The following is a 26,691-nucleotide window of genomic DNA, read 5'->3' on the forward strand; positions in this document are numbered from 1 at the left end:
AGTTAAGTGAAAGAGTTCTATGCGTTGTCCCTATTGCCAATCTGAAGATACGCAAGTGAAGGATTCCCGTCCTGCGGAGGATGGTGCCGTTATTCGCAGACGTCGTGTCTGTTCGGTCTGCGGCGGGCGGTTTACGACATTCGAACGCGTTCAACTCCGCGACCTGATGGTCGTGAAGAAAAGCGGACGCCGCGTGCCCTTCGATCGTGACAAGCTGACCCGCTCCATCGAAGTGGCGCTGCGCAAGCGCGATGTCGACAGCGAGCGTATCGAGCGTGCGATTTCCGGAATTGTGCGCCAGCTCGAAAGTTCGGGTGAGGCGGAGGTGACGTCCGACGAGATTGGCCGTCTGGCAATGGATGCCCTCAAGGGTGTGGATGATATTGCCTATATCCGGTTTGCATCGGTCTACCGCAATTTCAGCAAGGCCGTCGATTTCCATAACGTGATCGATGAGCTGGCAGCCCCCGATTCCGAGGACGATCTGGATAGATAGGCATGACTGCACTGGAACTACCGCATTCACAGGTGACCTCGGATGATATTCGCTTCATGGAAGCGACAATCCGTTATGCCCGCCGTCACAAGGGGCTGACGGGAACAAATCCATCTGTCGGTACACTGATCGTCAAGGACGGCATCATCATCGGGCGCGGCGTCACTGCTCTTGGCGGCAGGCCGCACGCCGAACCGCAGGCGCTTGCCGACGCAGGCGAGGCGGCGCGTGGCGCAACGGCCTATGTCACGCTGGAGCCTTGCGCTCATCATGGTCGCACGCCGCCTTGCGCCGAGGCGCTGGTGCGCGCCGGTGTGGCCCGCGTTGTCGTTGCGGCCACCGATCCGGATGATCGCGTCAGCGGCAAGGGTTTTGCCATCCTACGCGAAGCGGGTATAGAAGTGGTGCCAGGCGTCCTTGCCGAAAAGGCCGCCAATGATCTGGCGGGCTACTTGAATCGATCTTCCAGAAAACGCCCGGAAGTGATTCTGAAACTTGCACTTTCCGCCGATGGCATGATCGGCAAAAAGGGCGAAGGACAGGTGCTGATTACCGGTCCGGTGTCGCGTGCCCAGTCTCACATCTTACGGTCGCAAACCGATGTTATTCTCATTGGTATCGAAACAGCGCTTGCTGACGATCCGGTTTTGAACTGTCGCTTGCCGGGGCTGGAACAACGTTCGCCCATCCGCGTCGTGCTGGATGGCGGATTGCGGTTGCCTTTGTCCTCGAAGCTGGTTCAGTCGGCGGATTCACAGCCGCTCTGGATCGCTTGCAGCGAAGAAGCATCGCCGGAACGGCGTTACGAATTGAAGGCGGCGGGGTGCCGTATTCTGGCAACCGAGACGGATGACTGCCGGATCGCCTTGCCGGAGTTGATGGACGATCTTGCCGCGCAGGGCATTGGTTCTGTTCTTGTGGAAGGCGGCGCGGGCGTCGCCAAGAGCTTTCTGGATGAAAAGCTGGTTGACCGCCTGATCACGTTTCGCTCACCAATAGAAATTGGTGCTGCCGATGGGGTTGCCGTGCCCGGTCTTGAAGCCCATATCGCAGAAGAATTCAAAATTCTCAGGCAGGCGCGTTACGGTGACGATGCCTTTGCGGAATATGTAAGGAAGACTTGATGTTCACAGGCATTATTACGGATATCGGCAAGGTTGACCGGATCAAGCCGCTGAATGAAGGCGTATTGCTGCGTATCGAAACCGTCTATGATCCAGAAACGATTGAGCTTGGCGCTTCGATTGCGTGTTCCGGTGTTTGCCTGACCGTTGTTGCACTGCCGGAAAAGGGCACCAATGCCCGCTGGTTCGAGGTCGAGGCATGGGAAGAGGCTCTGCGTCTCACCACCATTTCCACCTGGGAAAATGGAACCAATATCAATCTGGAACGCTCGCTGAAGCTTGGCGACGAAATGGGCGGACATCTCGTTTCCGGCCATGTCGATGGACAGGCTGAAATCGTTGATCGCAAGGACGAGGGCGATGCAGTGCGCTTCACCCTGCGCGCGCCGGAAGAACTGGCGCCATTCATCGCCCAGAAGGGTTCGGTCGCACTGGACGGCACGTCGCTGACGGTCAACGGTGTGAACGGCAATGAATTTGACGTTTTGCTCATCCGTCATTCGCTGGAAGTGACCACCTGGGGACAGCGAAAAGCGGGCGACAAGGTGAATATCGAGATCGACCAGCTCGCACGCTATGCGGCAAGGCTTGCGCAATATCGGAAATAGGCTTACAGCCTAAAATTCCAGGCTGTAAAAGCATATCCCGATTTGAGCGTTGACCGCAGGTGTTGCGGTCCGCAAAATTTGTCATGGAGTTTCTCATGTCCGATCACGAGGCGCGTGCGCCGCATTTGCTTATTGTTGAAGCGCGTTTCTACGACGATCTAGCCGATGCGCTTCTTGATGGCGCAAAGGCTGCCCTTGACGACGCAGGCGCGACCTATGACGTCGTGACCGTACCGGGCGCGCTGGAAATTCCGGCAACCATTTCGTTTGCCCTCGACGGCGCAGACAATGGCGGCACCGACTATGACGGTTATGTCGCTCTTGGTACGGTTATCCGTGGCGAAACCTATCATTTCGACATCGTTGCAAATGAATCCTGCCGTGCGCTGACGGATCTCGCGGTTGAAGAAAGCCTTGCCATCGGCAACGGCATTCTGACTGTCGAAAACGACGAACAGGCTTGGGTGCGCGCGCGCCGTGCTGACAAGGACAAGGGCGGTTTTGCTGCCCGCGCCGCACTGACCATGATTGACCTGCGCAAGAAATTCGGAGCCTAATATTATGAGTTCTTCCGCAGAAGGTCGCCCGACACCAAACCTGCCGCGTACAGCGAACAAGCGTGGCGTTGCCCGGCTTGCCGCCGTGCAGGCGCTCTACCAGATGGACGTTGCCGGTACGGGCGTGATGGAAGTGGTCGCAGAATACGAAGCCTTCCGCCTCGGCAAGGAAGTGGACGGCACGCAATATCTGGATGCCGATCCGCAGTGGTTCCGCGCCATCGTTGCCGGTGTTGTCGACAGCCAGCTGAAGCTCGATCCGATGATCCATCAGGCGTTGACCGAAGACTGGCCGCTGTCGCGTCTTGATTCCACGCTGCGCGCCATCCTGCGCGCCGGTGCCTGGGAACTGACGACGCGCAATGATGTACCGACTGCCGTGATCGTTTCGGAATATGTCGATATCGCCAAGGCTTTCTACACTGAAGACGAGCCAAAGCTTGTCAATGCTGTGCTGGATCGCCTTGCCTTTGTCATTCGTGGCGAAAGCCGTGGGGCCAAGCCGCGCCATTAGTAACGACTTATAGATCAGGATAAGAATAGAAAGGGCTGTGAGAAATCACAGCCCTTCTTTCATTGTATGCTGGCAAAGAACGGCTTGACGTTTGTTCAACCGTTTCGCATGTTGGTCATGCGGCATTGAGAATGACCGACTGCAAGGGAACTTTCTAATTATTTGATTTCAAGGCGTTAAGTTCCTGATGAACTATACCGTTGAAGCCCGGTAAGACGTGGTGGCTTCAGGCACTTTCCATGCCGCTCTAATCGGCCCGGGGAGGGGTTTTCGGGCCTTCATGCGCATATGCCTGCCGTTAATTACCCAGTAATCGGATATTTATCTGAGGTCGATCTGACGGTAGCCGGCGCAAACTCAATAGGAGTTGGCCTTTATGCAAATGGGAGTGGCAGTTTTACTTCTCGTTATTGCCTGCGGCGTGGTTTCCGTTCTTTTCGCCTTCTGGTCGATCCGTTCGATCCTGGCGGCTGATCAGGGAACACCGCGTATGCAGGAAATCGCTGGCGCCATCCGCGAGGGTGCGTCGGCCTATCTCACACGACAATATTCCACGATTGCGATTGTCGGTGTCGTCGTGTTCCTCGCCGCATGGTATTTGCTGTCGTTGAGCGCCGCCATCGGCTTTCTTATCGGCGCAATCCTGTCCGGCGTCACAGGCTTTATCGGGATGCATGTTTCGGTGCGCGCCAATGTGCGCACAGCACAGGCCGCTTCCTTGAGTCTGGCAGGCGGACTTGAAATGGCTTTCAAGTCCGGTGCCGTTACCGGTCTTCTGGTGGCCGGTCTCGCGCTGCTGGGCGTATCCGTCTATTATTTCATTCTCACTGTCTGGCTGGGCTATGCGCCAGCGGACCGCACGGTTATCGATGCACTGGTGGCGCTTGGCTTCGGCGCATCGCTGATTTCGATCTTTGCTCGTCTGGGCGGCGGTATCTTCACCAAGGGTGCGGATGTCGGCGGCGATCTGGTCGGCAAGGTTGAAGCGGGTATTCCGGAGGACGATCCGCGCAATCCGGCAACCATCGCCGACAATGTGGGCGATAATGTCGGCGATTGCGCCGGTATGGCAGCCGATCTGTTCGAGACTTACGCCGTTACCGTGGTTGCGACCATGGTTCTGGGTGCAATCTTCTTCAACGGTTCGGACGTGCTGCCAAGCGTCATGCTCTATCCACTGCTGATCTGCGGAGCCTGCGTGATTACTTCGATTGCAGGTACATTCTTCGTCAAGCTTGGCGTCAATGGCTCCATCATGGGCGCGCTCTATAAGGGCCTGATCGTGACGGGTCTCTTGTCCATCATCGGGCTTGGGGTTGCCAACACGCTGACAATTGGCTGGGGCGAAATTGGCACCGTGGCCGGAAAGAGCATTACCGGCACCAATCTGTTCATTTGCGGTCTGATCGGTCTTATCGTGACAGGCCTGATCGTGGTGATCACCGAATATTATACCGGCACCAACAAGCGCCCGGTCAATTCCATCGCGCAGGCTTCCGTGACGGGGCATGGCACGAATGTCATTCAGGGCCTTGCCGTTTCGCTGGAATCAACCGCATTGCCTGCCATCGTGATCGTTGGCGGCATTATCAGCACCTACCAGCTGGCAGGTCTCTTCGGCACGGCCATTGCGGTCACGGCCATGCTGGGTATTGCCGGGATGATTGTGGCGCTTGATGCCTTCGGACCTGTTACCGACAATGCCGGTGGTATTGCGGAAATGGCCGGTCTCGATCCGGAAGTGCGCAAGTCCACCGATGCGCTGGATGCTGTCGGCAATACGACCAAGGCCGTGACCAAGGGCTATGCCATCGGTTCGGCGGGTCTGGGTGCTCTGGTGCTGTTCGCAGCCTATTCCAACGACCTTGCTTACTTCGCTGCCAACGGCCAGACCTATCCGTACTTCGCAGATATGGGACCGGTGTCGTTCGATCTGTCCAATCCCTATGTGGTGGCAGGTCTGATCTTCGGCGGTCTCATTCCCTATCTGTTCGGTGGCATGGCCATGACGGCTGTGGGGCGCGCAGGCGGGGCGGTGGTGCAGGAAGTTCGTCGCCAGTTCAAGGAAAAGCCGGGCATCATGACCGGCAAGGAACGCCCGGATTATGCCCGCGCGGTCGATCTGCTTACCAAAGCGGCAATCCGCGAGATGATCATCCCGTCGCTTCTGCCGGTGCTGGCACCGCTTGTGGTCTATTTCGGCGTGCTGCTGATTTCAGGCTCCAAGGCGGCTGCCTTCGCAGCGCTCGGTGCATCGCTGCTCGGTGTTATCGTCAACGGGCTTTTCGTGGCCATTTCCATGACCTCCGGCGGTGGCGCATGGGACAATGCCAAGAAGAGCTTCGAGGATGGCTTTACCGACGCTGACGGTGTGAAGCACCTGAAGGGTTCGGAAGCACACAAGGCTTCGGTAACGGGCGATACGGTCGGTGATCCCTATAAGGATACCGCTGGTCCTGCCGTCAACCCGGCAATCAAGATCACGAATATCGTCGCACTTCTGCTGCTTGCAGTGCTGGCGCATATGGCTTGATTGGGTTCTGCAAAGTCCAATAATAAAAAACCCGCCGAGAGGCGGGTTTTCTTTTAAATTCGATCTTACAGTGGTTAGCTGCCGCCAGGTCCACCTGCGCCAGCGCCCGGCACAGAGGTCGGGGCCTTGGAAACGCCCTGGATAACCTGACCAAGGAAGGTCTGATCCTTGCCGCCGGTTGGCGTGGTACGCGATACGAAATCGAACAGCTTGCCGTCCTTCATGCCGTAATTCGCGATATTCTGAACCTTGCCATCCTTGTCGAAATAGATCGCAAGAATCTGGCGGTCGACCAGCTTCGGCTTCATGAACTGGGCTGCACGATGACGCTTCTGCGAAATGTAATAGAACACTTCATTGTCGAAGGTCGCGGTGGTCGATGGCGTGCCGAGCGCAAGCAGAACCTGCTCGCGGCTGGAGCCGACCGGTACCGAATCAAGCGCCTGCTGATCGAGCACATAGCCTTCGGTCAGCGTTTCGGACGGGTTAAGCGTGGATGCGGTGTTGCATCCGACCAGTGCGGCCGAAAACAGAATTGCCGTACCAGCCAGAAGAGCACGCTGCTTGCGTGCGCTTGATGATGCGCCGGAACGCACAGTTGAGAAAATCCGCTGCAACAAAGACCTCTCCATAATTCTATTATCAGCGCGGCACTTTCGCCGTCGGGAGAACTTCGGTAAACCACCTTGCTTCTATATGCAACTGGAACGGTCGTACAGGGATGATTCTCCAACTTTTCCGCCGCAAATCGAAGGCCAATGAGGCTATCGTGCTCCGCGTGTACGAGGCGATCGTGGCAGCGGCGCGGCAAAAACGGTTTTATGCACAATTTCATGTGCCGGATACGCCACTTGGCCGGTATGAGATGTTGTCGGTGCATATCTTCCTGACGCTGCATCGTATGCGGGGCGATAATCCTGCACTCATGGCGGTCGCTCAGGAGGTGGCCGACGAGTTTTTCAAGGATGTCGATCACTCGCTGCGCGAACTGGGAATCGGCGATCAGGGCGTTCCAAAACGCATGAAAAAACTTGCCCGCATGTTTTATGGTCGTGTGGCGACCTACGGTGCGGCGCTCGATACCGACGATGCGGAGGCGCTTGCAGCCGCATTGACGCGAAATATTCGGCCCGATCTGGAATTCTGGCCACAAGCTCGCCATTTAGGCGAATATGTTCTGCGTTGTCGCGACCGGTTGCGCGCAATCGACGATAGTACACTGGTGGCTGGCGAGATTTCCTTTATGGATGCCGACGATCTGGCGCTGACGCATGACAATACCGAAGAGGCAAAACAAAATGACTGACAAACCGGCGCTGAGCTATCCCGTTCCGGTTCTGCATCTGCCCCAGAAGGGCGTGACAGTAACTATCGGCACTGATGATAAGGAGCGCGCCGCGCTCGCCGCCAGCCATGCTCTTGAAGCCGTGAACGCGTTTTCGGCCGAATTTCTGCTAACGCCATGGAAAAAGGACGGCATTCGCGTGCGTGGACGCATCGATGCCGAAATCGTGCAGGCCTGCGTCACCACTCTGGAACCGCTGACCAATGTGATCGCGGAAGAAGTCGATACGATTTTCGTTCCGGAAAATTCGCGTCTGGCCCGCGTTCAGCTCGACGAAAGCGGTGAAATGCTGCTCGATGCCGATGGCGCCGATAGTCCGGAAACCTTCGTCGGTGACCGGATCGACGTCGGTGCGGTTGCCGAAGAGTTCTTCGAACTGGCAATCGATCCTTATCCCCGCAAGCCCGGTCTGCCGGACGATGCCGAACCAAAGACCTTTGGGGATGCGGATGAGGAGGATGACAAGCCTGAATCGCCCTTCGCAAAGCTGTCGGAATGGCGCAAGAAGCCGTGATCAATGGTGATTTGCGTCCGGTTTGACAGAATATTGTTGTACGGCAACGTAAAACCACTATTTTCGCCAAAAACCCTGCCGCGTCTTGAGCGCGGCCCGGGAGCAGGGATCGAACAGGGATCGAACAGGAATAATCAAGAGTGGTAAAAATATCGATTGACGCGATGGGCGGTGATTTCGGTCCTGAAGTGGTCGTCCCCGGCGCGGCAAAGGCGCTTGAGCGCCATCCCGACATGCGTTTTATCTTTTTCGGTTTGGCCGGACAGGTTGAGCCGGTGCTGGCGCGCTTTCCGAAGTTGCAGGCCGCATCCGAGTTTCGTGCGTGTGAAGTTGCCATTGGTATGGACGACAAGCCCAGCCAGGCTCTGCGCAACGGGCGCGGCAAGTCCACGATGTGGAAGGCCATTGAGGCCGTGAAGACCGGCGAAGCCGATGCCTGCGTTTCTGCTGGCAATACAGGCGCACTCATGGCCATGTCGAAATTCTGCCTGCGGATGATGTCGGATGTTGAACGTCCGGCGCTTGCGGGTATCTGGCCAACGCTGCGCGGTGAAAGCATTGTACTGGATGTTGGCGCGACAATCGGTGCCGATGCGCGCCAGCTGGTCGATTACGCCGTGATGGGCGCTGGCATGGCGCGGGCGCTGTTTGAAGTGCGCAAGCCGACGGTCGGCCTGCTGAATGTCGGCACGGAAGAGGTCAAGGGTCTCGACGAGATCAAGGAAGCCGGGCAGATCCTGCGCGATACGCCGCTGGACGGTCTGGAATATTCCGGCTTCGTGGAAGGCAACGACATTGGCAAAGGTAGCGTCGATGTTGTGGTGACCGAAGGTTTCACTGGCAATATTGCTCTTAAAGCTGCCGAAGGCACGGCGCGTCAGATGGCGACATTGCTCCGTCAGGCCATGACCCGCACTTTGCTGGCCAAGATCGGTTATGTTTTTGCCAAGGGCGCTTTTGATCGCCTGCGCGAAAAGATGGACCCGAACAAGGTCAATGGCGGTGTGTTCCTTGGTTTGAGCGGCATCGTCATCAAGAGCCACGGCGGCGCGAGTGCCGAAGGTTTCTGCTCGGCGGTTGAAGTGGGTTACGACATGGTGCGCAATCGTCTTCTGGAGAAGATTGAAGCCGATTTGGCGCATTTTCACCACAGTCACCCGCATGTTTCGTCCAGTGAAGGCGGCGAAGCGGCCAAATAATTATTGCCCCTCTGGTGGGCGCGGATTTCGACGGTGCGGGCAACAGCCTCGTTCCGTTCGTATATGAGGACAGGAATAAAAAATGATACGATCTGTCGTGCGGGGTATCGGTTCGGCATTGCCGAAGCGGGTCATGAAAAACACCGACTTTGAGGGTGTCATAGAGACCTCGGACGAATGGATCGTGCAGCGCACGGGCATTCGCGAACGCCATATTGCAGGCGATGACGAAACCACGGTGTCGCTGGGTGCTGCCGCCGCGCGCGCCGCAATCGAAAATGCTGGCCTGCAGCCATCGGATATCGATCTCGTTCTGGTCGCCACCTCCACGCCGAACAACACGTTCCCGGCCAGCGCTGTGGAAATCCAGCGTGAGCTTGGCATCACCTCGGGCTTCGCTTTTGACATGCAGGCCGTGTGCAGCGGCTTCATCTATGCCATTACGACAGCTGATCTTTATATTCGCGGCGGCATGGCCGAGCGCGTTCTGGTCATCGGCGCGGAAACCTTCTCGCGTATTCTCGACTGGACCGACCGCACGACCTGCGTTCTGTTTGGTGATGGTGCAGGCGCTGTGGTGCTGGAAGCTGCCGAAGGCAAGGGTCTGACTTCGGATCGTGGTGTTCTGGCTGCAAATTTGCGCTCGGACGGCAGCCATAAGGAAAAGCTCTATGTGGATGGTGGTCCTTCGACGACGCAGACCGTCGGCCACTTGCGCATGGAAGGCCGCGAAGTCTTCAAACACGCTGTGGGCATGATCACCGACGTTATTGAAGCTTCTTTCGCGGAAACGGGCCTTACCGCAGACGATATCGACTGGTTTGTGCCGCATCAGGCCAACAAGCGCATCATCGACGCGTCGGCCAAGAAGCTGAATATCGCCGAAAGCAAGGTCGTCATCACTGTCGACCGGCACGGCAACACCTCGGCTGCATCGGTGCCACTGGCGCTGGCGACAGCCGTTGCGGACGGCCGGATCAAGAAGGGCGATCTCGTGCTTCTTGAAGCCATGGGCGGCGGTTTTACCTGGGGTGCGGTTTTGCTGCGCTGGTAAGCCAAATCCCCCAAAACAGGGGCGCTCTGTCACGTTCGGAATCGGATCGGAAAAGAAAAGCAATAAAATTGATCCGCCGCGAGGGTACTCGCGGCTTGACCGAGCCGCTTTTATTTGTGTAACGTCCTGTCACGTAAGGATATTATCTGTTCAAACGCTAACCAGGTGGGTTCGGTTATGGGAGGTAAAACGGTCACGCGGGCTGATCTGGCAGAGGCTGTTTACCGTAAGGTCGGTCTTTCCAGAACGGAGTCGGCGGCTTTGGTCGAGATGATTCTCGACGAGGTCTGTGACGCAATCGTCAATGGCGAAACAGTGAAGCTGTCGTCATTTGCCACTTTTCAGGTCCGCGACAAGAACGAGCGTATCGGTCGCAATCCGAAGACCGGTGAAGAAGTGCCAATTCTTCCGCGACGCGTGATGACCTTCAAGGCTTCGAATGTTCTCAAGCAGCGCATTCTGCAGGAACATCAGAAGCGCGAAACCAAGAGCAAATAATTCAGATCGATGCCGCCCCAGTTTCCTCGGGCGGCATTTGTTTTTTCAGCTCAGGTGTAAAATGCGTCGGCTTGCGTCTTCTGGCGCATAACACGTTGTGGCGGCTGTTAGGTTGCCGTCCATTTATTGTTATCGCGGATAGGTGGTCTGCTTCGCCGGAAGGCGTTGCGGTCTAACCTGCTATTGCCCGCGTCCTTCCCAAAAACCGGTTGTTGGGCCGCATCCACGTGAAGGGATGCGTATAAAGCTCTGATATTATATAATGGATATAGTGGAACGAATCATTTCGCTAATATTCGAATCCGATAGCGCATAGGCTTTTCGGAAAGAGTTTCAGCGTGAAACGCCATCGGGTTTCAATCGGCGTTCGGACAGTATAAGTAGGCCACGGTTTTTGAAAAGCTGGTGGCATTCCGCCTTATTGTCACTGTCTGCGTATCGTGCGGACCGCAAGTGGAATTTCAAAGCCTATATGGATCGCTCGACGAGCGGGCCGTTGCTGCTGGAAAGGGCAGGTGGATGGATAAAAGCCCTGATGCATTCAGGACGATCAGTGAGGTTGCGGAGGATCTCGATCTTCCCCAGCATGTGCTGCGTTTCTGGGAAACGCGCTTTACACAGATCAAGCCGATGAAGCGTGGCGGCGGTCGCCGCTATTATCGTCCAATCGATGTCGAGCTGCTCAAGGGCATTCGCCATCTGCTCTACGATCAAGGCTACACGATCAAGGGCGTGCAGCGTCTGCTGCGCGAAAACAATCCGCAGTTTATCATTGCTCTGGGCAATGGCGATGTGCAGGCCATTGAAGTCATCTCGCGCCAGAAGCAGGCCGCGGCTGACAAGCGTGCAGCGGAAGAAGCTGCCGATAATGAAATGGCGCTTCCAAGCGGCATCAAGGCCCCGCAGCCCTCGCGCAAGCTGTTCGGTTTGTTGAAGGGCGAAGATGACGGCCCCATTGGCGCCGATGGCAAGCGCCCGTCCAAGGACAATCGCTCGCTTTTGCAGGAAGCGCTTTTCGATCTTCTGGAATGCAAGCGATTGCTGGATCAGGTGCGCTGAGCCAAGTAGAAAGTGAAAAGGGAGGCTGGAGCCTCCCTTTCTTTTTACGGTGTCAGCTGGACGAGAGTTTCAGTCCGATGATGCCCGCGAGAATGAGCATGACGCTCGCAACGCGGAAGAAGCTTGCAGCTTCCCCAAGAATGAAGATGCCGACGACGAAAGCGCCAACTGCGCCGATACCGGTCCAGATTGCGTAGGCCGTGCCGAGCGGCAGGCTGCGCATGGCGATTGAAAGCAGCAGAAAGCTGCCGATCATTGTGACCAGCGTGATGATGCTGGGCGTCAGAAGCGAGAAGCCTTCCGACTTCTTCATGAAGAAAGCCCAGACGACCTCAAGGATGCCGGCGATAGCCAGATAGACCCATGCCATTGTGAGTGCTCCATATTTGGAAATGGGTAAAATCAGAGACTTAGACTGTTTCGATGAATCAGTTTCTAAAGGTCAGATGTGGTTTGCGCTGCTTGTTGCGAGAACGTGAATCGCACGAAATCGCCAAGGCTGGCCGCGTGGCCGCCAATATTTCTGGACCTGACGATGTGCTTGGTGGCGAATTGTTCGATGGGCCGTAACATAGGATACTCCTATGGGGCCGTCCCCTATGCGAACACAGGCGCGGGTCGTCCCGCGCGCCATCTAGATAAGGTCTTAGCTGTGTTGTGGCAAGGTGCATAAGGATATTCTTGCCAACATAAACTTGATCACCGCAGTCGTAGATCGGCGGCTATTTTCGGTTATCCTGTCATTCTTACTCACAGATTATGCCGGGAGATCGATCAATGACCATCTCAAGACGTAATTTTATCGTTGCAGCATCTGCTGCCGGTGCGGGAATGGCGCTTTCACCGCTGGACCTCGCCAGAGCAGCAGCAGACACGGGCAGTTCCAACGTGCAAAAGCCGTCACAAGTTGAAAATCCGGGTTTCCATCGCTTCCAGCTCGGCGAGTTCGAAATCACCACGCTGTCCGATGGACGCCGGGCAGGTGAAGCGCCTGAGAAAATTTATGCGATCGATCAGGATCCGAAAGAAGTCGCGGCACTGCTTGAAGAAAACATGCTGCCTGCCGACCGGTTCGTGAACAGCTTTACGCCTGTGCTGATCAATACCGGCAAGGACCTTGTCCTTTTCGATACGGGCATGGGTGCCGGTGCGCGCGCAAACGGGCAGGGCAAGCTTATCAGTGCACTGGAAGCTTCGGGTTATAAGGCCTCTGATGTTTCGCTCGTGGTGCTCAGCCATTTCCATGGCGATCACATTGGCGGTTTGATGGAAGACGGCAAACCTGCCTTCGCCAATGCCCGTTATGCGGCTGGACAGAAAGAGTTCGATTTCTGGACAGACCCTGCGCGGCTGGACAGCCCCATGAAGGGCGGGGCCGAGCTTGTCGGCAAGAATGTGAAGCCACTGGTCGAGAAGACGACGTTTCTGGAAGACAACAGCGAAGTCGTGTCAGGTATTCATGCTCTGGCAGCTTTCGGACATACGCCCGGCCATCTGATATTCCGCGTCGAATCTGGCGGCAAGCAATTGATGCTGATCTCGGACACCGCCAATCATTTTGTCATTACCTTGCAGCGGCCAGAATGGCACGTCGGCTTCGATGTGGACAAGGAAACCGCCGTCGCGACGCGCAAGCGCGTCTTCGATATGCTGGCGACAGAGCGGCTGCCTTTCATTGGCTATCACATGCCGTTCCCGTCCGTGGCCTATATGGAGAAGGATGGCGCGGGCTACCGTTACATTGCCGAAACCTATCAGTTGCAGGACAAGTAGTCCCGATCAGCGTCCGCCTGCGACATCGATAAACGAGCCGGTCGTGTAGCCGGGGGCGTCGTTGAGCAACCAATAGATTGCTTCTGCGACTTCCTCGGCTTTTCCGGCTCGTCCCATCGGTGTTCCGGCACCCAGTTGTAAAGCACGGTCGGGATTGCCGCCGCTGGCGTGGATTTCCGTTTCGATGAGACCGGGGCGGACTGCATTGACCCGGATGCCCTTTGGGCCAAGCTCTCGCGACAGGCCGATAGTCAATGTATCGAGCGCACCCTTCGCACCTGCATAATCGACATATTCAAACGGTGAGCCGAGCTTTGCTGCCATTGAAGAAACGATGACGATGGAACCGCCCGGCTGAAGGCGGCGCGCTGCTTCGCGTGCACAGAGATAGGTGCCGTAGACATTCACGTCGAACATGGTGCGCAGGCGTTCCGCACTCATGTCAGCAAGCGGCATGGTCTGCGCGACGATACCTGCATTGAGCACGACGCCCTGCAGTGCGCCGAACGCCTGCTCTGCGCGATTATAGATCGACAGCACGTCCTCTTCGCGCGAAATATCACCTTGCAGCGCGATGGCCTCAGCGCCCGCACGTTTCAAGCTGTCGGTGGTTTCCGTTGCGGCTGTGGCATTTCCCGCGTAATTGAGGGCTACGGACCAACCGTCTGCTGCACAGCGCAACGCAGTCGCCTTGCCGATGCCGCGGCTGCCGCCGGTAATCAGAACGTTTTTCAAGTTTGAACTCCTCCGCATTTTTCATGGCGGAGTTAAAACGTTTTGACGCTCTCCGCAAAGCGGAAATTGTGAAGATAAAACAATAAGGGGAAGGAAAAATGGTCGGAGCGGCGGGATTCGAACTTTATACGGAGTCGAACTGTATAAAGTGATTAGAAAGCTAAGCTTTCCTTATATCTGCGCTACGTTCAATCACCCTCTTTTCAGCATCGTCACAAGAGAATTGGAAATTCTAGGCGGCATCGCCGCTTGGAATTTTGAATTCTCGCGTGGCGATCAAAGTTTGCGCTGACTCTTACTTGAAAAGTGCTTCCTCTCGTGAAATCCGAATTTGCACTACGAGTTCATCTAACGATCTGCAGCAGTTATTTGGGAATTGGTATTGCCGTGCAAGCACTCGACTTATTGCAACCCCATTTTGTTCTGAGAAGTATAGTTTATTGTTAGTTTGTTAGATTAACAATTTGTTTTTCTGATAGTTTAACATATTGAAATAATTGTATATTTTTAATTTTATACTTGATTTATTTCTTTTCGCATTCATGATCCTGTTACTTATTCCGGTATCGCTGCAACAGGTAATTGCAGTGAGAAATGACAATTGCAGCTTGTATGCAGATATTGAATCCACTCGAATTGCTAGAAGAAGAGAGGAGCAACACATGTCAGAACCAATCTCTATTCACGTTTGTGATGTCCGTGTAGTTAAAGCACGTCGGGATGGTCACGATGTTGCTGGCCCTTTACCTCAGCCACAGACGATTACTCCAACTGGGCTTCAGATGCTTTTCACAAACGATTGGCATCCCATCATGCCTGCCAACCTTTTTTCAATGCAGAGAATCTATAAGCCGATGAAGAGTGCTCGTTGGCAAAACACTCAAAAAGCAATCGCTCACGATTTGGCACAATGGTGGCGTTTTGTTTTAGTCAATAATCTGGAATGGGACGCCATTAGTGCTGAAGATGTTTCAGAGTACGGGTATTTGATGGCAGAATCAGTTTCGCCATTCACCCATCGACAATACAGCACAAGTACAGTTAGTCGCCGATTAGCTAGTATCCAAAATTTTTACTCTTGGGCGTGGCAAACAGGAATGCTGTCGGAGAATCCTCAAGAGGGATGTCAAGATAGTATATCGAGATTTCCGATTGGCCCGAAATCAGCGCTTTTGCCACATCTTGGTACCGCCAGTATTGTTCAACGAAAACGGAGAGGTCCACGAGGGCGGGATCCTGAAGATAATCCTAGACCGCTTAAGGTAAATGAACTTCGTGGTGTTCTGAATAGGTTGGGTCCCCGAATATTCGGTTCTGATGGTGCAGTATTGCCATGGAAAGTCGGGGATCCATCCAAGAGAAATCGTTTAATGGCTGAAATCGCCTATCACACAGGGATGCGGGTAGATGAAATCGCCAGCATCTCTACATCGGACGTTCTTAATCAAGCAAGAAAACTGAGTTCGACCGACAAGTGGCAGCAATTTGTTCTTACGGTTCGAACAAAGGGGCGAGCAACGCGAAAAGTGGTTGTTTCCTCAGTCGTGCTAAGAGCGTTGGTGACGTACCACGACACGGAACGGTATGAGGCAATTCTTTGTGCAAAAAAGCATAACCTGGACCATCTCGCTTTTAAAGAGCCGACACAACTATTCGTCAACGGGGTTTGTGCAAATTTTCGAGATGTTGGTAAACCGGTAAGTGCCGAGACGCCGTCGAGAGCATTTACCAAAGCTGTGTTGGCTGAAGGGTTAATTATTAGAAGCTCAGGCTTTAAGTTGGACCCTGAAAGCGGAGACAAACTACTCGACTCAGACGGCAGGCCTGTCACATTCTTAATAAACCTTGCCGCACACACCTTTCACGACCTTCGGCATACGTTCGCCGTTATGTTTTACAAATCAGAAGTTTTGCGGGGCAACAGTGAGCCTTGGGAGAAGCTGAGGCAACTCTTAGGTCACTCGATCGCAGAAACGACACGCAAAATATACTTAAAGTATATCGATACGGAAGAAGCAGCAATCTCTGATATTACCGCTCACTATGCCAGGATGGGCTTGTATGGCGTTCGGTGATAAAAGAAAGACAAACGGTGTACCAAGGCATCTCACGCAGCGTCCTTCAAAGGTGTTCTCAAATGTTCACGCCCTTCAAACGAATGAAGAATTTGGCGTTATTTCAAGGGCTGGGATGCTCAAGGTACGTTTTCATAATGGACCAAATGACACGGTTGGGGAAATAGATCTCAGTGATTGGGTCTCTTTCGGGGATATTGGTTTAGGTATCGCTGACTACTTGGCCGATTGGGGGCGTGGTCAAGCACATACCACTCGTATTTCGTTCAAGAAGAGCCTTACAAAGTTTAGAATTTTCCTTAGTTCGCTTGATCTCGAAAGTACCGGGTCTCGGTTGAGCGTAGCCGAATTCCCCAACAACGTTCTGCTAATGTTTGGAAACTGGCTGAATGGCAATCGGGAAATAGAACATGATCCTTCAAAACAACTAACGAAGTCGGTGAAAGCGAAGCATTACAATAAGATTAGAAATATTTTTTTGTACTGGGCCAGATCTGAACGTTATAAAGCGCTCTTGCCTAGCTCAGTTCTAACAAGCAAAAATCTTTGGCCAGGTGCACATCATCAGATTATCGCGACCAATATACTAGACCCAATATCCTGTTCAAAAATCCGTGCGGCCGCGATAAATGAAATCGTTGCCGATATAGCGCTTCGCGAGACAACGCTCAACGTACTTAATGACAATACTATATCGTTACCAGATATCCGTTCGCGGAGTGTCGTTCCGTTCAAAGAAATGGGTATCAAGCTAAACTTGTTGGTTAAGATTTTTGATGCAAGTTATACCAAAATAGATCCGAAGGTTTATCCTGGATTTAGTCGGTCTCTAAGGCAACCTTACGGTACAATCCGTGAAGTAATGGACCGTTTACATTTTTCAGTCCGCCACCTCGTTCCATATATCGTTCTGTTAGGTTTTGAAACACTTTTCAACGCGGAGGGATTACTTGGTTTAACTTGGGCGCAGATCGGTGAACATCCTATTTTTGGTGAGGACCGACTACAGATACGGGTGCCAAAGAACAGGTCGAAATTAGGCGGTAAAGTGATCGGGCCGAACCGCCAGGTGAGATCTTATAGCACCAAGTTGACAGCTTTGGAATCCGTCCCAAATCTTTTAAAGCTTCTGGAACGCTTCACACGATTGACCCGTAATCTGGTGGAGCCGCGAGATGTGGACAAAGTATTCATTTTCTATGCTCATGGAAACAATAAGAAAGATATAAATAAGCATCGAGCGTTCAGGATTACAAATAATTCGACGTCATCAGCTGATTCTCTATGGAGAAATGCATTACAATCATTCATTGACGATAATGAATTGCCACATTTTACTCTAAGAACTTTACGTGCGAGTGGCGGTGACTTTGTTCATAAGGTTACGGGCGATATGAAGTCGCAGCAACTGGCTTTGGGTCACGCAAACCTTGATGTTACAGCTAAACATTATCGAGGAACAGCAGCAAAAAAGCGGGATGAGGAAGCGCTCTCCAATGCGATGGCTTGGCGGGACCGCTATATCTTTACATACGGTAAGTCAGATTCGAGAAACGGCTTGCTAATGGAAGGAGGACAGAGTGCGGCAACGCCTGGGTTTGGATGTGTTGATCCTTTTAATTCCCCGGTTAGGCACCAGCAATCGGGAAAACTGTGTACGGCTTTCGGTGCCTGCGCCTCGTGTCCACTCGCATACATCGATAGTGAAAGTCCCCGGGCCTATGCACGTTTGATTCAATTCAAAAATCGTCTTGACGAAGCTCGTATCGCACTTGAACCGGTCCGCTATCTCGAGAATTGGGCACACCAGTTAAATTCTCTTCAGAAGTATTGGCTGCCGAAATTTACTGAGGCAGTAAGAAATGGAGATAATCCAGCATTACCTCCTTTCCCAGAATTGGAGTGAACGGATGAAAATCTCACACGCAATAGTTGATGAAAAGAATAAATCACCTTTGAAATTGCCTTTCTTTAAAGATTTATTTGTCTCAAAGAAAAGTCGTTGGGTAGAAACTATATGGTATTTTGATGCTACTACAGCCGGATGTAGAGACGTTGCTCTACACTGGAAGTTGCCTCTTGCAGAAAGGGGATTTCTGACGGATCAAGAGAACAGAGAGCTATTGGAGCAAGCGAAATGCTTATTCTGGTCAATAATAAAATATAATCAGAGAGGTAAAAATCCTAAAGTTGCCACATATCCCAATCTTTTTAGCGCAATAAATTATCTGATAAGGTGGATGGCAGAAAATGGTATAAGTAAATTCTCGGAGCTTAATCCGACCGTATGCGCTGATTATTTGGATGATATTTCTGATGTTGAACAAAGAAAATGCAGATCAGCCAAAAGCAGCTTAGCGGGTTATGTGGATATACTTTGTCGAGTATATGAACAGTCTGTTCTTTTTTCGAAAACCCCAGATTTAGTAATGCTGCATCACCCTTTTGGCGGGAGAACTGCTAATGAAGCGGTGATGAATATTTCTGGGCGCTATGGTGATCGAGGGTTCATACCGCCGGTGCCAGATCCTATTTTTCTAGGTAGTATGAATGTAACTTTACAATGGTTAGATATTCGATCCGTTGATGTTATTGAATTGCAAGAGATCCATCTGAGAAAAAGAGCGGATGTTGCACATTTAGCATCCAACTCCTACAGTTTTCATATAAACAAGGAGCTATCGAAGTATGAGTTCGATTGGCCTTATGCTCCTCACGAAAGCTGGTCACGAACTCTCTCGAAAAATACAGCTATAGATGAGCTTCGAGATTTATTTGGAAAAGTCAGAGATGCGGCGATAATAGCCATTCAGGGAATGCTCGGGCTCAGAATTAGTGAGATTTGCGGAATTCTCGCTGGCGATATGAAAGAAGGGGCCCTTTGGCCGAGTTGTGTCAACACATCTCCTTCTATAAGTGGGCTGACCGAACTCTTCCATTTGCGCGGACGGGTATTTAAGCAGCAAGATGAGTTTGTAGATGCTACTTGGCTCGCTGGTTCTCGGCCTATGGGGTCGAAATATATCCCACCAGCAGTTAGAGCCATCACAGTATTATGGAGACTTTTCCAACCTTGGCGAGACTTGGCTAATCGTAAGGAGCTGCTTGTTTCATTAAAAAACGGTCGGGGTTTCCCACGAAATGCAGATTCGATTGATCGGGTCTTAAGTGGACATCTGCGTGCTTCTCAGAACCGGTGGATCAAAGAGAATGTAGAAATTCCTCCCGAATTACGGTCGTGGCGGGTATCGACGCATCAATGGCGTAAGAGTTTCGCTAATTATATGGTTCGCACAGACGCTCGTTTGATCCACGGTGTGCGCGACCATTTTAAGCATATGTCGATTGCAATGACAGAGCGGGGTTATTTGGGTACAGATCCTGAGATGCTCGGGCTTATTGATGATGAAGCCACCCATGCAGCCTCAAAGTTCATAATTGATGTCGTGAACGGTCGTCCAGCGGCCGGAAACATGACTGAAAAAATCTATGAAAGGCGGGATGTAATTGAACAATTAATTGGTACTGATGGTACCGAAGACGAGCGTATCTCAAGACTAGCGCGTTTGCTGAAGGAGGATGACGTCCGTGTCTGGCCGTCACCATGGGGAAATTGCTTATTTCTTTGTGAACGCGCCCGTTGCCACTACGCGGCAAAAGGGAGCTTCGACCTCAGTGCACGACATCCTCATTACGGCGAGAGACGGCCAGGAGTGTGTTGTGAGTGTGCAAATTTCCTGGTTTTCTCCGATAATCTCGATTTCTGGCACGCGAGATATAAAAGAAATTTGGTCGTGTACGAAGCGAATAGAAATGCCGGTGAGTTCGCAGCCTCCGCAGTGGCTGCGAAAGCGGTCCTCACTTCGATGGTAATCCTTCAAAGGTTCGGCGTCGAAGCGAACGGGACTTTCGATGAAGTCGGAATGGGGATCCACAATGAGAATCACTAAGAAAGTAAAGGAACAAAAGTCTGATGCCGAGATTGCATTAATGCAGGCTCTTAATCGGATAAAAAGTGGTAACCCGAGAGATGACCGAAATGTTGCGCTTGCAAACCGGGGCTGTTTGCGCGTTACTATTACTACAGTTGCGCGCGAAGCAGGTAGAAGCAGAACATTAATCGGCTCCGCAAATTGCCGGTTTCCCGAAGTTCGGGAAGCAGTATTGGCGGCAATGAACAAGGGTCTTTTGGACGAGCGTCCACCATCAGCTGCAGAACTCGTCAAACTTCTTCGTGAGGATAAGGTAATCCTTGAGCGTCATGTTAGCGTTCTGGCTACACGCTTGCACGATGCATCGTTACACGTTTGGGAGCTGGAAAAGCGCTGCGAACGGCTGGAACATGAGCTCGCCCAAGCATGTGTGAAGTTGGGTAAAAGGAACTCGTTGTCCGAAGTGAAACTCTAGATAAACCGTTCACGTGATTTCGTTAGAGTTCCTAAATCATTCCCCTTCTTAATAATCAATGATCATTCGCGCCCAGTTGCGAGAATGATCATGAGGCCCTTTGCTCGGCGCTAATAAGATTTGCTATTTTCATTTATCTGTTGCTTGGGTTGCGAACAGGAAGGCTCTTTGCGCCTTACTAAGCCCGAATAAATGATGGAAGATGGCGTCCAGTTTGCGTGATCGAATCGGAGGGGGCATGACCGGTTATTGGAAAAAAAAGACGGGTATGGCCGAGTATTTGCGTTTATACACGCGCGAAGACAGGTGGCTCGCTTGGGAAGACCTACCTGCGGATCCCAACCAACCAAGTAGCAGGACAATCCCTGGAGCGAAAAACAGGGTTGGAGAGACGCTTCGCAATGCCTTCAATTCTACAAATGTCGTATTTCTCTTGGGGTCGGGCGCATCTTTCTCCGCTGTGAATTCTAGCGGCGCTGAGGGGCAAGCCCCTGGCATGGCGACACTGTGGAGAGCTGTCCGCGATAAAATTGACAAAGAAAAACTTAAAAACGGCCAAAGCTTCGACGACATCGCCGAAGAATTACTCGGCATGCCGCCGCCTAAACCGGATGACACAAGTGCAGGCAATATCGAAAAGCTGCTCAGTCTCTGCAAAATGAAGCTGGAGTTGCTAAGCGTTAGGGCCACTGACGAACAATTTCAGCAGCCGGATTCTGAAGTCTCGATACTTACAGATTTCATTTCGAAAGCCGAAACCGCTATTCTGAACGAGGTTGGTTTCGTGGATGAGAAAACATCCCTGCCCGCTCATTCGAATTTGCTGAGAAAGTTTTCAAAGCGAAGTGCTGAGAAACCGCGCGTAAAGCTGTTTACAACCAACTATGATCTTTGTCTGGAAGAAGCTGGAGCGCGGCTAGGCATTGTTTTTATTGACGGATTTTCACATAGTGCCGAACAACGTTTCAATAGAGATTATTTTCAAACAGATATCGTACGAAGGTCATCGTCTGGGACAAAGTCCGATTACATCGACAGCGTTTTTCATTTGTACAAAATGCATGGCTCCGTCGACTGGAGGCGACGATCAGGTGGTGCAGTTATTCGGCAAGCTAAAGGCGAAGGAAATGACCTAACTCCGGTTCTGATCTATCCGAGGTCTACAAAGTATCAAGAGGCTTTCGAAACTCCTTATCTGGATATGTTTGCCGCGTTTCAATCTGCATTAAGAGAGCCAGATACTACTATCTTCATCGCAGGTTTTGGCTTCGCAGACGATCATATAAGCTCACCGATCTGGTCAGCCGTAGAATCCAACCTTTCGCTGAAGTTAATACTCGTTGACCCTGGGTTTGTCGCAGAGCAGCAGTTGGATGACATTCAACCAGAACACGCTTTGAAAGCAGTAGGTTCGCAGCTGAATAAATATCAAGCGCGATTGATGCGCTTGGTCCAGCAGGGAGACACCAGACTAACTATACTGAACGGTCGCTTCGAAGATATGATAGACGCGATTCCTTCCGTATCCGGTGAAACCGACCGCCAGAGGCTTCTAATGCGCTTGGAAGAACTGGGTGGCGTGTAATGATTGCAACAAACGATTATGCGTTGATCGATCCCAATAAACGTGTCGGAACCGTAACCCGGGTGGGGGCCGCGTCTGTTGAACTGACGGTTCCGCTTGGTTTGGCCATTAGCGGACAACGGGGACTCGCCAAAGGAACTACAGGTGACTTCCTTTTTATTGATTGCGATGCAGCCATAGTGTTCGGTCGTTTGACTGAAGTCATCGTTCCGGAGCGACAACGCTCAGCGTTAGAGCGTCAACTGGACCAGGAAATCGTTACCGATCCTCAAGGCCGCGCCCAGTTGTTGGCCACAATTGATAAAACGACGAAAGAGGTGTCTCGCGGCATTAATACCCAGCCGAGGATCGGAGACAGCGCTTATTTGGCCGAGGGGCAAGCGCTCGCGTCAGCAATCCAATGTGCTCTTTCAGGGGAGACAAAAGAAGGGAAAGGAGCAGAACGCCTCATCGAGTTGGGACGCCTTTCTGGACTAAATGACGCCCATATTATGATCCCGCCGGAAAAACTGTTTGGCAGGCATTGCGGCATATTTGGAGCAACAGGTGGTGGGAAAAGCTGGACAGTATCGCGGCTAGTCAACGAAGTGGTGCGCCTCAAAGGCAAATGTATATTGTTCGACCCAACTGGTGAGTTTGAGGGGAAAATTACTGGTGCAAAAGAATACCGTTTCTCGAAGGGCGATGCAGAACACCCGCTTGTAAGATTTCCTTACAAACATCTTTCGGAAACTGATTTGTATGGTCTCTTGACGCCATCAACACAAATGCAAGGTCCAAATTTACGAAGCGCCATTAAGAATCTCAGACTAGCGGCGCTATTACAGCGTAATCCGCTAAGGTTTAGTGCAAAAAAGCAGGATAATGGCAACACAATATACTTAGAAGAGAACAATCATTTCATAGAAATAAGGGAAAGTGGAACGATCAGAAAAATTGGGCGAAGTCGGAACGTCATCAGCAAGGCCCTGATCAATTATTCTTCCGAGCTGGACTCGCAATTCTGCGATTTCGATATTCACCTACTTTCTGCCCAAGTGCGAGAGGAATGCGTCAAGCACAGTTCTCAGGACGCTAACGCTAATGGATTCTACGGCAAGGTAGATGATGCGGCACTAGGGTTCTGTAACTCGTTGAATGTCAGAATCGAAAATTATCTTTCATCATCAGAAATGAAGTGCATCTTCTCCAACGAAGGAGAAGATGTGTGCGAAATTATTAAGAATTTCATTCAAGATCCAAAACAGAACGCGCTTTTGTTATCGTTTGAACACGTTAGTTTCAAATATAATACTCGCGAGATATTGCTCAATACCATCGGTAGATATCTCCTCAATTTGGCGCGAGAAGAAGCGTTTAAAGAGTGCCCGCTTATTTGTTTCCTGGACGAGGCTCATCAATTTGTGGGCCGTTCAATAGGCGATGAGACTAATCGTGTGTCACTGGATGCATTCGGCTTGATTGCGAAAGAAGGCAGAAAATATGGTCTAACGGCTGCGATTGCCACGCAACGACCGAGAGATGTTCCGACCGACGTTTTAAGCCAGTTAGGAACACTTTTTGTACATCGCCTCACCAATGATCGCGACCGGGAGACAATTGAAAGAGCATGCGGCGATCTAGATCGTGATGCGGCCGCGTTCATTCCATCGCTGGCTCAAGGTGAGGCAATCATTGTCGGCCCCGATCTTCCTGCACCTTTACCAGTAATTATAACTCACCCAGAAAAGGCTCAGCAGCCACAATCGAAAGGACCAGATTATCAGAAGCATTGGGGGAGCTAAATGGCGAACGGCTGATAACCCGGACCCCAATTTTTCAGCCCCATTTTATGTATGGCGTCAATTTTATGATGGCCGCTTTAGGCGACGGAACTGGTCTTTACATCCATGGTGTGGCTGAACCGTGCGTCGCAAAAAGATCCTGTTGTCTTCGCTATCCGCGTTCTATCTTATTCTCGTAGTGACGGCCTCAGCGTTACAACTTTAACGCAATATATAGTGGACAAGGGTCCTGCAAGGTGCTGCTGCTATAGAATAGGCCGATAGACTCACAATTAATGCTATTCGCCACTGGCGTCGATCACGGGGGGATTCATGGCGCGGACGCTTTTACTGACAAAATTCAAAAATTTATCGCTTAACGATCCATTCTTCGACAGTCTGAAGGCGGGCTACGACGAATTCCCGGTTTGGTTTAACGCCAAGGCAGAAGAAGACGTTTATGTCGTTGTAGATGAGCATGATCATCTTAGCGGCATGATCTATCTGAAGTCGGAACACGGCGCTGTTACCGACGTTGATCCGCATCTTTCCGATGGTCACTGGCTGAAAGTGGGTACGCTGAAAATTGAGGGCAAGGGGACTAAGCTCGGCGAACGAGTCATCAAGAAAATATTCGACACGGCTTTAGATGTCGGGGCAACCGGAATTTATGTGACAGTGTTCGATGTACACGAAAGCCTGATAAACTTGTTTACTCGTTATGGCTTTGAACAGACTGGTACTAAAACAACAAAAAACGGCGTCGAACTGGTTTTGTCTCGTTCGTTAACAGACCACTCACCGGATACGTTGAAATCCTACCCATTCATTAGAATTTCGGATGCAAAGCTATGGCTTCTAGCAGTTTATCCAGAATTTCATTCACGTTTCTTGCCAGATTCTATTCTTAACAATGAACCCAAAGAGATCGTTCAGGACGTTTCCTATACAAACACCATTCACAAAATCTATGTCGCAAAGTTGCCGCTAACTCGTATGAAAAAGGGAGATGCGGTTATTATGTACAGGACATCGGACAACAAGGGACCAGCATTTTACCGTTCGGTCGCGACTTCAATTTGCGTTGTGGAGGAAACCCATCGACGAAAAGATTTTGCTTCCCTCGATGATTTCCTTGAGTACACCAAACCGCACAGCGTCTTTACTGAGGACGAGCTTAAAGACATGTACGTCTCATGGAGCAGGCTCTATACAGTGAAGATGACCTATAATGTTGCATTTAATAAGCGGATCACACGCGGAGACCTCATGGAGCAGGCCGATGTACCAGAGCAGCCGCGTTGGGATTTAAAGCCTTTGAGTGAGGCTCAATTCCAAAAGATCATCGAATTGGGGAAAGTCCATGAAGGTATTGTTATCGATTAATCCAGAGCACGTTGAAAACATCTTCAAGGGCGTGAAAACATTCGAATTTAGAAGAAAAGTCTTCGCACGAAAAGATGTTACAACGGTGGTCGTTTATTGCACAATGCCCGTCGGGAGAATTGTCGGAGAATTTGATATTGATACAATATTGGAGGACGCACCCGATGAAATCTGGGAGAAAACTCATTCAGGTTCTGGCATCACAAAAGATTTTTTCGATCAGTATTTTTCTGAACGAAAGATTGCTTACGCTTTAAAAATAGGGGAAGTTCGTGAATATGAGGAGTACATTGATCCAAAAGAAGTTTTGGATAATTTCACGCCCCCTCAATCTTATATGTACATGAAGGACGAGCGGAGAAAAGCCGGATTTCATGATCAACTAGCGTTCTGGTAATGCTCAATACGAAACTTATAATTGTATTCGGTGTGTCCGGTATCGGAAAAACTACGGCGTGTGCAAACTATGCCAGCCGAAATAGCAACGTTGCACATTTCATGGCGAGCGCCCTCCTAAGTCTCCATCGCGAGACTGCGGGTACCCGAACCATAGACAAGGCGATGCAGGATCAGCGGCTTCTCGTGGATTTGGTCTGCACCCTCCGGTTGGAGACTCAGGCGTCAATACTGCTTCTGGACGCTCATAATCTTATTGTCGTGGCAGGATGCGAGATTGTTATACCTGTGAATATAATCGCCGCCATGAAGCCAACTGGTCTGATTTTTTTTAGAGCTAATGGCACGATAGTTTCTAGTCGTCGTGTCTCGAGGGGGGACACTAAAGACGTTAGCTCTGGAGAAATCGAAAGATTACAAATGAATGCATTAAAAGCAGTCAAATCATACGCCAACCAAATTCCGTGCCCACTCGCAATAGTCGATGCCGATCAGGGCATTGATTTGTCGGACGCGATAAGACGCCTATCGTGAATGGGGTCTAGAATTTTGCTTTGTCTATTATTTGCGAAAATCGCGTTATTGTAGCCTATTTCTTGCCTGCCCGGAACGTACAGGCCGTTTTCCACGCCCGTCAGCTTAAACCCGTACCAATCAAATATTCTCTCAAAAACGGGCAATTTTTCTGCACTGACCGTCAATCCTGGTCGGTCGTCATCGAGCCATCTCAATAGACCGTCGAATACCTTCAGACCCAAGCCTCGTCCGGCATGATGAGGTGCTACGCGAACGGTACAAATCTTTCGCTCGAATCCATCGTTCTTCGCAATCCCAACCGCGACCAACTTTCCGTCGCGGTAAAAGGGGAGCAAAAACCTTGTTCCTGTCCGAAGTCCCGGAACCACCTTTTGGAGATACCAATTTTGAATGTCCGGATAGTCTTCTGACAAAATACCTATGAACTGCAGCGCCTCCTGTTCACCAGAAGAAAGGGGAAGGCTGCGTATGGTTTGGGTATCAAGTGGCAGCGGAATCGAGGAGGTTCTATTTTCATTGAAGACCATAATCGG

26 protein-coding genes are annotated in these 26,691 nt (G+C 51.6%); 22 read left to right on the forward strand and 4 right to left on the reverse strand.

Features of this window, described 5'->3' with window-relative positions; translation table 11 throughout:
* The first annotated feature begins 19 nt into the window (after positions 1-19).
* The 6 genes from nrdR to FHW03_RS08330 all read left to right on the forward strand — a co-directional run bounded on the left by nrdR (position 20) and on the right by FHW03_RS08330 (position 5,832).
* A complete protein-coding gene (nrdR, locus tag FHW03_RS08305; protein WP_182520213.1) occupies positions 20-496 on the forward strand; it encodes a transcriptional regulator NrdR in 477 nt (158 codons plus the stop codon).
* Between the two features lie 2 nt (positions 497-498).
* Complete coding sequence (gene ribD, locus FHW03_RS08310) at positions 499-1,620, forward strand: bifunctional diaminohydroxyphosphoribosylaminopyrimidine deaminase/5-amino-6-(5-phosphoribosylamino)uracil reductase RibD (RefSeq protein WP_182520214.1); 1,122 nt, start codon at positions 499-501, stop codon at positions 1,618-1,620.
* A complete protein-coding gene (locus FHW03_RS08315) occupies positions 1,620-2,228 on the forward strand; it encodes a riboflavin synthase (protein ID WP_182520215.1) in 609 nt (202 codons plus the stop codon). The genes ribD and FHW03_RS08315 overlap by 1 nt, the downstream gene beginning before the upstream one ends.
* A gap of 95 nt (positions 2,229-2,323) precedes the next feature.
* Positions 2,324-2,785, forward strand: coding sequence for a 6,7-dimethyl-8-ribityllumazine synthase (locus tag FHW03_RS08320; protein WP_182520216.1), 462 nt, complete (start codon positions 2,324-2,326; stop codon positions 2,783-2,785).
* A 4-nt stretch (positions 2,786-2,789) separates the two neighbouring features.
* Positions 2,790-3,299: a transcription antitermination factor NusB gene (nusB, locus tag FHW03_RS08325; RefSeq protein ID WP_182520217.1), complete on the forward strand. Its 510-nt coding sequence runs from the start codon at positions 2,790-2,792 to the stop codon at positions 3,297-3,299.
* Positions 3,300-3,675: 376 nt separating this feature from the next.
* A complete protein-coding gene (locus FHW03_RS08330) occupies positions 3,676-5,832 on the forward strand; it encodes a sodium-translocating pyrophosphatase (protein ID WP_151591227.1) in 2,157 nt (718 codons plus the stop codon).
* A 74-nt stretch (positions 5,833-5,906) separates the two neighbouring features.
* On the opposite strand, the gene FHW03_RS08335 is transcribed toward FHW03_RS08330, so the two are convergent.
* Positions 5,907-6,464: an outer membrane protein assembly factor BamE gene (locus tag FHW03_RS08335; RefSeq protein WP_182520218.1), complete on the reverse strand. Its 558-nt coding sequence runs from the start codon at positions 6,462-6,464 to the stop codon at positions 5,907-5,909.
* Between the two features lie 89 nt (positions 6,465-6,553).
* On the opposite strand from FHW03_RS08335, the gene FHW03_RS08340 reads away from it, so the two are divergent.
* From FHW03_RS08340 to FHW03_RS08365, 6 genes are all read left to right on the forward strand, one after another.
* On the forward strand, positions 6,554-7,138 hold the full coding sequence (locus FHW03_RS08340; protein ID WP_182520219.1) for a ubiquinol-cytochrome C chaperone family protein: 585 nt from the start codon (positions 6,554-6,556) through the stop codon (positions 7,136-7,138).
* Positions 7,131-7,691, forward strand: a complete 561-nt coding sequence (locus FHW03_RS08345; protein ID WP_182520220.1) for a DUF177 domain-containing protein — start codon at positions 7,131-7,133, stop codon at positions 7,689-7,691. The genes FHW03_RS08340 and FHW03_RS08345 overlap by 8 nt, the downstream gene beginning before the upstream one ends.
* Before the next feature lie 140 nt (positions 7,692-7,831).
* Complete coding sequence (gene plsX, locus FHW03_RS08350; protein ID WP_182520221.1) at positions 7,832-8,890, forward strand: phosphate acyltransferase PlsX; 1,059 nt, start codon at positions 7,832-7,834, stop codon at positions 8,888-8,890.
* A gap of 82 nt (positions 8,891-8,972) precedes the next feature.
* Entirely contained in the window at positions 8,973-9,944 is a 972-nt protein-coding gene (locus tag FHW03_RS08355) for a beta-ketoacyl-ACP synthase III (protein WP_078340511.1), read from the forward strand.
* Positions 9,945-10,121: 177 nt separating this feature from the next.
* Positions 10,122-10,442: an integration host factor subunit alpha gene (locus FHW03_RS08360; RefSeq protein ID WP_078340512.1), complete on the forward strand. Its 321-nt coding sequence runs from the start codon at positions 10,122-10,124 to the stop codon at positions 10,440-10,442.
* Positions 10,443-10,961: 519 nt separating this feature from the next.
* Complete coding sequence (locus FHW03_RS08365; RefSeq protein ID WP_109368739.1) at positions 10,962-11,501, forward strand: MerR family transcriptional regulator; 540 nt, start codon at positions 10,962-10,964, stop codon at positions 11,499-11,501.
* Between the two features lie 52 nt (positions 11,502-11,553).
* Here the strand turns inward: FHW03_RS08365 and sugE are convergent, their stop codons facing one another.
* Complete coding sequence (gene sugE, locus FHW03_RS08370) at positions 11,554-11,871, reverse strand: quaternary ammonium compound efflux SMR transporter SugE (protein ID WP_078340514.1); 318 nt, start codon at positions 11,869-11,871, stop codon at positions 11,554-11,556.
* 407 nt (positions 11,872-12,278) lie between these two features.
* On the opposite strand from sugE, the gene FHW03_RS08375 reads away from it, so the two are divergent.
* Positions 12,279-13,274, forward strand: coding sequence for an MBL fold metallo-hydrolase (locus FHW03_RS08375; RefSeq protein WP_182520222.1), 996 nt, complete (start codon positions 12,279-12,281; stop codon positions 13,272-13,274).
* Between the two features lie 6 nt (positions 13,275-13,280).
* On the opposite strand, the gene FHW03_RS08380 is transcribed toward FHW03_RS08375, so the two are convergent.
* A complete protein-coding gene (locus FHW03_RS08380) occupies positions 13,281-14,009 on the reverse strand; it encodes an SDR family oxidoreductase (RefSeq protein ID WP_210277212.1) in 729 nt (242 codons plus the stop codon).
* 662 nt (positions 14,010-14,671) lie between these two features.
* On the opposite strand from FHW03_RS08380, the gene FHW03_RS08385 reads away from it, so the two are divergent.
* The 9 genes from FHW03_RS08385 (at position 14,672) to FHW03_RS08425 (ending at position 26,155) form a co-directional block, all read left to right on the forward strand.
* Entirely contained in the window at positions 14,672-16,084 is a 1,413-nt protein-coding gene (locus FHW03_RS08385) for a tyrosine-type recombinase/integrase (RefSeq protein ID WP_182520224.1), read from the forward strand.
* Positions 16,071-17,990: a hypothetical protein gene (locus FHW03_RS08390; RefSeq protein WP_182520225.1), complete on the forward strand. Its 1,920-nt coding sequence runs from the start codon at positions 16,071-16,073 to the stop codon at positions 17,988-17,990. The genes FHW03_RS08385 and FHW03_RS08390 overlap by 14 nt, the downstream gene beginning before the upstream one ends.
* 4 nt (positions 17,991-17,994) lie before the next feature.
* Positions 17,995-20,034: a hypothetical protein gene (locus tag FHW03_RS08395; protein WP_182520226.1), complete on the forward strand. Its 2,040-nt coding sequence runs from the start codon at positions 17,995-17,997 to the stop codon at positions 20,032-20,034.
* On the forward strand, positions 20,021-20,491 hold the full coding sequence (locus FHW03_RS08400; protein ID WP_182520227.1) for a hypothetical protein: 471 nt from the start codon (positions 20,021-20,023) through the stop codon (positions 20,489-20,491). Before FHW03_RS08395 ends, FHW03_RS08400 begins: the two co-directional genes overlap by 14 nt.
* Positions 20,492-20,729: 238 nt before the next feature.
* On the forward strand, positions 20,730-22,076 hold the full coding sequence (locus FHW03_RS08405) for an SIR2 family protein (RefSeq protein ID WP_182520228.1): 1,347 nt from the start codon (positions 20,730-20,732) through the stop codon (positions 22,074-22,076).
* On the forward strand, positions 22,076-23,860 hold the full coding sequence (locus tag FHW03_RS08410; RefSeq protein WP_182520229.1) for an ATP-binding protein: 1,785 nt from the start codon (positions 22,076-22,078) through the stop codon (positions 23,858-23,860). The genes FHW03_RS08405 and FHW03_RS08410 overlap by 1 nt, the downstream gene beginning before the upstream one ends.
* Before the next feature lie 312 nt (positions 23,861-24,172).
* On the forward strand, positions 24,173-25,225 hold the full coding sequence (locus FHW03_RS08415; RefSeq protein ID WP_182520230.1) for an N-acetyltransferase: 1,053 nt from the start codon (positions 24,173-24,175) through the stop codon (positions 25,223-25,225).
* Complete coding sequence (locus FHW03_RS08420; RefSeq protein ID WP_182520231.1) at positions 25,203-25,622, forward strand: hypothetical protein; 420 nt, start codon at positions 25,203-25,205, stop codon at positions 25,620-25,622. The genes FHW03_RS08415 and FHW03_RS08420 overlap by 23 nt, the downstream gene beginning before the upstream one ends.
* Positions 25,622-26,155, forward strand: coding sequence for an AAA family ATPase (locus FHW03_RS08425; protein WP_182520232.1), 534 nt, complete (start codon positions 25,622-25,624; stop codon positions 26,153-26,155). The genes FHW03_RS08420 and FHW03_RS08425 overlap by 1 nt, the downstream gene beginning before the upstream one ends.
* Here the strand turns inward: FHW03_RS08425 and FHW03_RS08430 are convergent.
* On the reverse strand, positions 26,113-26,685 hold the full coding sequence (locus tag FHW03_RS08430) for a GNAT family N-acetyltransferase (protein WP_182520233.1): 573 nt from the start codon (positions 26,683-26,685) through the stop codon (positions 26,113-26,115). The two genes, FHW03_RS08425 and FHW03_RS08430, sit on opposite strands and share 43 nt — an antisense overlap.
* Positions 26,686-26,691: the final 6 nt, after the last annotated feature.

Origin of the sequence: Ochrobactrum sp. RH2CCR150 (genome assembly GCA_014138095.1) — a bacterium.
GTDB classification, from domain to species: Bacteria; Pseudomonadota; Alphaproteobacteria; order Rhizobiales; family Rhizobiaceae; genus Brucella; species Brucella gambitense.

Coding starts and splice junctions, on each gene's coding strand:
- FHW03_RS08430 (WP_182520233.1), bottom strand. CDS start 26,685: ATGGTCTTCAATGAAAATAGAACCTCCTCGATTCCGCTGCCACTTGAT.
- FHW03_RS08335 (WP_182520218.1), bottom strand. CDS start 6,464: ATGGAGAGGTCTTTGTTGCAGCGGATTTTCTCAACTGTGCGTTCCGGC.
- FHW03_RS08365 (WP_109368739.1), top strand. CDS start 10,962: ATGGATAAAAGCCCTGATGCATTCAGGACGATCAGTGAGGTTGCGGAG.
- FHW03_RS08345 (WP_182520220.1), top strand. CDS start 7,131: ATGACTGACAAACCGGCGCTGAGCTATCCCGTTCCGGTTCTGCATCTG.
- nrdR (WP_182520213.1), top strand. CDS start 20: ATGCGTTGTCCCTATTGCCAATCTGAAGATACGCAAGTGAAGGATTCC.
- FHW03_RS08385 (WP_182520224.1), top strand. CDS start 14,672: ATGTCAGAACCAATCTCTATTCACGTTTGTGATGTCCGTGTAGTTAAA.
- FHW03_RS08405 (WP_182520228.1), top strand. CDS start 20,730: ATGACCGGTTATTGGAAAAAAAAGACGGGTATGGCCGAGTATTTGCGT.
- FHW03_RS08360 (WP_078340512.1), top strand. CDS start 10,122: ATGGGAGGTAAAACGGTCACGCGGGCTGATCTGGCAGAGGCTGTTTAC.
- FHW03_RS08330 (WP_151591227.1), top strand. CDS start 3,676: ATGCAAATGGGAGTGGCAGTTTTACTTCTCGTTATTGCCTGCGGCGTG.
- FHW03_RS08425 (WP_182520232.1), top strand. CDS start 25,622: ATGCTCAATACGAAACTTATAATTGTATTCGGTGTGTCCGGTATCGGA.
- FHW03_RS08315 (WP_182520215.1), top strand. CDS start 1,620: ATGTTCACAGGCATTATTACGGATATCGGCAAGGTTGACCGGATCAAG.
- FHW03_RS08415 (WP_182520230.1), top strand. CDS start 24,173: ATGGCGCGGACGCTTTTACTGACAAAATTCAAAAATTTATCGCTTAAC.
- FHW03_RS08390 (WP_182520225.1), top strand. CDS start 16,071: ATGGCGTTCGGTGATAAAAGAAAGACAAACGGTGTACCAAGGCATCTC.
- FHW03_RS08375 (WP_182520222.1), top strand. CDS start 12,279: ATGACCATCTCAAGACGTAATTTTATCGTTGCAGCATCTGCTGCCGGT.
- FHW03_RS08410 (WP_182520229.1), top strand. CDS start 22,076: ATGATTGCAACAAACGATTATGCGTTGATCGATCCCAATAAACGTGTC.
- sugE (WP_078340514.1), bottom strand. CDS start 11,871: ATGGCATGGGTCTATCTGGCTATCGCCGGCATCCTTGAGGTCGTCTGG.
- FHW03_RS08395 (WP_182520226.1), top strand. CDS start 17,995: ATGAAAATCTCACACGCAATAGTTGATGAAAAGAATAAATCACCTTTG.
- FHW03_RS08420 (WP_182520231.1), top strand. CDS start 25,203: ATGAAGGTATTGTTATCGATTAATCCAGAGCACGTTGAAAACATCTTC.
- FHW03_RS08355 (WP_078340511.1), top strand. CDS start 8,973: ATGATACGATCTGTCGTGCGGGGTATCGGTTCGGCATTGCCGAAGCGG.
- FHW03_RS08340 (WP_182520219.1), top strand. CDS start 6,554: ATGATTCTCCAACTTTTCCGCCGCAAATCGAAGGCCAATGAGGCTATC.
- FHW03_RS08320 (WP_182520216.1), top strand. CDS start 2,324: ATGTCCGATCACGAGGCGCGTGCGCCGCATTTGCTTATTGTTGAAGCG.
- FHW03_RS08400 (WP_182520227.1), top strand. CDS start 20,021: ATGAGAATCACTAAGAAAGTAAAGGAACAAAAGTCTGATGCCGAGATT.
- ribD (WP_182520214.1), top strand. CDS start 499: ATGACTGCACTGGAACTACCGCATTCACAGGTGACCTCGGATGATATT.
- nusB (WP_182520217.1), top strand. CDS start 2,790: ATGAGTTCTTCCGCAGAAGGTCGCCCGACACCAAACCTGCCGCGTACA.